This is a genomic window from Marinobacter sp., assembly GCF_041595835.1.
Classification (GTDB): Bacteria; Pseudomonadota; Gammaproteobacteria; order Pseudomonadales; family Oleiphilaceae; genus Marinobacter.
In genome coordinates this window covers 1-5465 of record NZ_JBFHJO010000082.1, presented here as the reverse complement: position 1 = coordinate 5465, position 5465 = coordinate 1, and the positions used below count along the sequence as shown (strand labels likewise).

Annotated in this window: 5 protein-coding genes; 1 reads left to right on the top strand and 4 read right to left on the bottom strand. The window is 50.9% G+C overall.

Annotated elements, in window-relative coordinates:
* The coding region (locus tag ABYA77_RS14540; protein WP_372966680.1) for a DEAD/DEAH box helicase at positions 1-833 on the bottom strand (833 nt) is incomplete at its 3' end.
* 226 nt (positions 834-1059) lie between these two features.
* Between ABYA77_RS14540 and ABYA77_RS14535 the strand changes: the two genes are divergently transcribed.
* Positions 1060-1809 carry an SDR family NAD(P)-dependent oxidoreductase gene (locus ABYA77_RS14535; RefSeq protein ID WP_372966679.1) on the top strand — a complete coding sequence of 250 codons (750 nt, stop codon included), beginning with the start codon at positions 1060-1062 and terminating at the stop codon, positions 1807-1809.
* Between the two features lie 78 nt (positions 1810-1887).
* On the opposite strand, the gene ABYA77_RS14530 is transcribed toward ABYA77_RS14535, so the two are convergent.
* The 3 genes from ABYA77_RS14530 to ABYA77_RS14520 all read right to left on the bottom strand — a co-directional run bounded on the left by ABYA77_RS14530 (position 1888) and on the right by ABYA77_RS14520 (position 5255).
* Positions 1888-3297 carry a diguanylate cyclase gene (locus ABYA77_RS14530; RefSeq protein WP_372966678.1) on the bottom strand — a complete coding sequence of 470 codons (1410 nt, stop codon included), beginning with the start codon at positions 3295-3297 and terminating at the stop codon, positions 1888-1890.
* A gap of 158 nt (positions 3298-3455) precedes the next feature.
* Positions 3456-4433, bottom strand: coding sequence for a DUF4124 domain-containing protein (locus ABYA77_RS14525; RefSeq protein WP_372966677.1), 978 nt, complete (start codon positions 4431-4433; stop codon positions 3456-3458).
* Positions 4434-4445: 12 nt separating this feature from the next.
* Positions 4446-5255, bottom strand: a complete 810-nt coding sequence (locus ABYA77_RS14520; RefSeq protein WP_372966676.1) for a substrate-binding periplasmic protein — start codon at positions 5253-5255, stop codon at positions 4446-4448.
* Positions 5256-5465 lie beyond the last annotated feature (210 nt).

Sequence of the window (5465 nt, the reverse complement as noted above, 5' to 3'; positions counted from 1 at the left end):
GTCTGCTGTTCCGGCAGATAGCCGGTGATTTCTTTCGCATGGTCCACCGTGGCCGCAAAGATCATCACCGCCTGGCGTCTGGCCGCCAGCTCCATCACCTGTTCGATAATGGCCCGGGTCACACGCGGATGTTTGCCCAGCAGCTGGTTTACGTCTTTTTCCGCGTATTCGCCAAAGCTGTTGCGGGGCAAAGCCGAGAAATCGTATTGCGCTACCGCCGCATCCACCACCTCGGGCTTTGTGAGGTAACCCCGGTTGATCATATAGCTCAGCGGCAACTCATAAATGCAACGGACAAAGGGCTTGTCCTGTTCGCTGCGGACAAATCCCCGGTAGTGATAGCGATAGATCCAGCCCATACCCAGGCGATAGGGGGTAGCGGTCAGCCCAAGTACTTTGAGGGAGTCGTTCTGTTGTCGCAGCTGCTCGATGATGCGCTGGTACTGACTGGTGTCCTCACCACTGACCCGATGGCATTCATCGATAATGAGCAGGGAGTATTCGTTCCGGAACCGGTCCAGGTTGGCGGAGACGGACTGCACGCTGGCAAAGGTGACCTGATGCTGGCTCTCCTTTCGCTTCAACCCGGCGGAGAAGATGCCCGCAGTCAGCCCATAGCTCTGGTATTTGGCGTGGTTCTGTTCAACCAACTCTTTGACATGGGCCAGCACCAGAATCCTGCGCCGGGCCAGGCGGGCCAGTTCGGCAATGACCAGGCTTTTCCCGGCACCGGTGGGCAGCACAATAACCGCAGAATCATCGGATTTTCGGAAGTGCTTCAAGGTGGCGTCGACGGCTTCCTGCTGGTAGGGCCGGAGCTTAACACCAGTCATAATCAAGGCCCCTTAACGCAAAATCTGAAGAAAGCACTGCAAAAACAACATGTTGATGCATGTTTTTTTCACTGGTACGTAGAAGTATCAGTTTCATTTGGGCAGACAAAGCATAATGTAGAAGTATCGACATGCATATGGATTGGCTGTGAATCAGCATTGTAACTCCATCACTGCTCGTGCCGATGAACAAGTGTGTTAACTAACCATTGCGAGGGAACAAACTATGAGTGATTTCTCCGGTAAAACAGCATTAGTTACAGGCGCAGGTTCCGGCATTGGTGAGGCTGTCGCACTGCAACTGGCGAAACAAGGTGCAGCTGTTGTAGTTTCCGATATCAACACCGAAGCGGCAGAGAAAGTTGCCAAATCTATCAAGGACGCCGGAGGTAAAGCAGCGGCCTTTACTGCGGACACATCCGATCATGAACAGGTCAAGGCAGCAGTAGATTTTGCCTGTTCCGAATTCGGGGCATTAAACCTGGCCTTTAACAACGCCGGCATTCTTGGTGCCACAGTCCCCACCGGAGAACTGAGCATCGAAGACTGGAACAAAGTCATCAGCATCAACCTGAACGGCGTATTCTACGGCTTGCGCTACCAGATTCCTGCCATGCTCAAAGCCGGTGGTGGTGCCATCGTCAACACAGCGTCCATTCTCGGGCTCGTGGGCACAGAAAACCTGGCCGGCTACGTTGCTGCAAAACACGCGGTGTCCGGTCTGACCAAAACAGCAGCACTGGAATACTCAGCCAAAGGCATCCGCATCAACTCGGTACACCCGGGCTATATCGACACGCCGCTGCTGAACAAGCTCGACAGGGAAACCTATAACTCCCTGAAGTCGCTGCACCCGATCGGCCGTTTGGGCCGGGCCGAGGAAGTGGCTCAGGTGGTTACCTTCCTGCTATCTGACGAAGCCTCTTTTGTTACCGGAAGTCAGTACACGGTAGACGGTGCTTACACCGCACAATAACCGGAAATCGGCCGCGGAGTGCTCCCTGAATGCAGGCGACACCAGCGGCCAATTTTACTCAAGCCCATTTATAGGCGATCAACCCGCTTCTGAAACCACCTGATTCCGCCCATTCTTCTTAGCCAGGTAGAGGCGTTCGTCGGCCATCTTTACGATGGTTTCACAATTAACATCCTCGTCACAGATAAGCGTAGCCACACCTACACTAACGGTAACGTAATCTCCGATTGCTGAACCTTCGTGGCGGATACGCAAACCCGCAATGTCGTCCTTAATGCTCATTGCAATATCTATAGCACCAGCATGTTCCGTCTCAGGCAGAATGCAGCAAAATTCCTCACCGCCATAGCGGGCTGCCAGGTCTTGAGGTCGTTTGAGCTGATTCTGGATAACCCCTGCCACCAATTTAAGACACTCATCCCCGGCCGGGTGGCCATAGGTGTCGTTGAAGACCTTAAAGAAATCCACATCAAGCATGATCACAGAAATGGGCGCTTTTATACGCCGCAAACGATGGCATTCCGCCTCCAAAACACCGTTGAAGCAACGGCGATTGGCTAGTCCGGTCAGGGCATCGGTGAGGCTGAGGCCTTCAAGCTCATCACGAACTTTCCGGAGTTCGGCGAAACTTTTTAACCGTTCCCAGTATATGTAAAGCGTATAGAAAGCCAGCGACCACAAGATAACAAGAGCACCTGCAGCCAACCAGGCACGCTGGCTCCAGTCCGCCTGCCAGTCACGATCTGCCTCGCCAACCACAACAACAAATGGCAACCCCTCAACCTTACGAATACCGTACAGGCGCGGCTCCTGGTCAAACGGAGAAATTGTTCGAAGCATTCTGTAGTTTTCACCGGAATCAATAAAGGCTTTAAGTATCGGGTTGTTCACCGCTTTGCCAAGCGTTTCCGGTTCGACAGGCTTTCTCGCCAGCATTTTGCCATTCCGATCAATGATGGCTAATACGCCGTGGGTGCCGACGGATACTTTTTCAAGCCATGTTGAAAAGAGCTTCAGATTCACACCAATTCCGGCCAGCCCACTAAACTCTTCTCCGGGAAATTTTCGAGACTGGATAACCATCAGTTCACCCATATTACTGGTAAACATATTTGAAACGTAGGTTTGAATTTCCGGATTGTTTCTGGGCACGCGACACCATTCACGATTGCTGGCATCAAAGCCCACAATTGCAGGGGTATGGGTCATAATGCAGTTTTTATCATTCAGGCCGACACCATTTGCATGCGGAAGGGTCTTGCGCTTGTCATCAATGTATCTTGAGATTCGAGCATGCTCCTCAGAATTGTTTACCGGAAGATGAAGCGCTGAAACGGGAACCGTATAGACGATATCACGCAGAATATAATCAGAAGCAACGAATGCGCCTTTGATCCACTCACCCACCAGAAGACTGGTGCTTGCAACCCTGTCCCCGGCTTTAACTTCTTCCTGCGACAAGGAGTATCGCAGTTCATAAAAAGCCATTCCGCCAATCAGAAGGCAAAACGATATGCAATATGCAAGGCTCTTTTTTCGCTTGATCATAGGCTAGCGCACCAACGGGCATCAAAAGCTAACATGTACTTTCTCTGGCCTGCTGGCCGTTGGGCGAAGCGTCGACCGAAGAGGAGATATTGACTCTACTAAAGCCTGACAACCCCTTCCCCCTGATGGTGCAACCATTGCCGCCAGTCCAACTCCAGCATGCTGACACCGCCAATGTAGTTCTCATCCACCAGATAATAAGAGAGCGTGCGCTCACCCCGATTGAAGGTATGCAGCAAACGCGCAATAAAGTTACGGCCGGTCGGTTTGGACAAAAGGAAATAGACAAACTGGCTCGACTGAGCCCGCAAGTATCCGTTCCCGGACATTTCTGAATGTTGCCACTTATTACTGGGCAGCTTCAAAAACCTGGCAATGTCCTCTATATGCCCCTGCTCACGGGCTTTTGCAACGACCCTCTGGTTTTCCGGGTGGCGCACAATGTACAAACCCGAGTCGTCACGCTCCAGCATCTCCATTTGCTCGGCGAGCCCTTCATTTAACCAGGTTGGCGCATAGGGAATGATGGTATCAACAACCGCGTGACTCACCTCGTGCTTGATGGTTTTGAAGGTGAGACTCCGGTTTTCCCGCACATAAACGACAATCTGATGTTCGGAGGGTATATAAAGACCATACGAGGCAATGGCCATGCCTCTGCTATTACGAATCAGGTAATTCCGATATTCCGCTCTATCTCTAAAAATCAGTATATTGACGGGCACCGTCCTGTACATATCAAAGGACATCACACGATCAAAAAACTCATAGACATTGTTCACACCGTCAACAATCTGCTGACGTTCCTCGTCACTCAGATCAACATCAACGGCGTTAATATCAATGTCAAAACGCGACCATTTCGACGCGCCAGGCCTCACGCTGACCACTTCCTGCTTAATGCTGTGGTCTTTTCGATCGCTGAAGTGAACCTTTCCGTCGTCATCCACCCATTTATAAATCTCTGCATACCCCGTGTTTGCAGCAACCATAAACAGCAACAAAACAACGATCAGATGTACGGCTTTGCGGCAGGAAATAGGGACAGCCCCGCTTTTTCTTCGTGAATATCGCAACAATAAATCCTGTCATTGGTCGTGCGTATCGAAGGTCCATTTCCTGACAATGGCCTCCAGAGAACCGTCAGCTACTAACGACTGGTAGGCTTCCAGCAACCGCTTAAGCTCATCAGTACTTATAGACGCCTTGCTAACCCCAAAGAACACGGGCTCTTTGATAACAGTGAAAGGGTGAACCACCAAACCGTAATCGGGATTGCGCCTACGTTCAGCCTGAACATCCAGAGGTTCATCAAAATAACCCAACAGCCTGCCAAGCAAAACCTTGTCGTCATTCTGCGGACCGGTCAACGGTTCAGCACAGGCCCTGAATTCATCATCGCTTCTCAGCCTTTCAGCAAACTCTTCCCCGTAACTCACGTTGGGCTGTATACCAAATTTCAGGCCGAGTAATTTACACTGCTCAAGCAGATCATCAAGCGACCTGATCGGCAGCCCGGCATTTTCCCTGGTTACAACAAGGCTCATCTGAGTGTATCGCTGCGGGCCAATCCAGTGCAGATACTCAGACCGGTCTTCGGTGATGTTAACATTAGCCAGCACATCCACCTGCCCCATCCTGGCCATAACCAACGCACGCGACCACGGGATCTCATAAATATTGGGCTTGAACCCCGCCCGCTCCACCAGGGCGACAGCCATCTCGGCGTCGATGCCTTCCCATTGCTGCTCTGCATTTTTGTAGTAGTTGGGATAGAAATTGCCCACTCGAACATCAAGGCTTTCCACAGCCTTCGAACTTACGGCAATTACCATCAAAAACACCAGCATCAAGGGGTGAAGAAAATGACGTTTGGTAATTGACTGAAGTTGAAACAACGAGCGCATCCTTTCAAAACAACCTGAGTTAAAAATAGCAGGTTTTTCGAAAAGTAGCCGACCTTATTCAAACGATAACTGCACCCAAATGCTTCAGATATGAGCAAAGGTGTACTAAGAGGGTGCACAGTCAATTGGCAGGAAAAATCGTTACAGAGGCCTGGCTTTAATCAGTAGCGCTGCACTTAACTTAAAAGATGATAAGGCCGC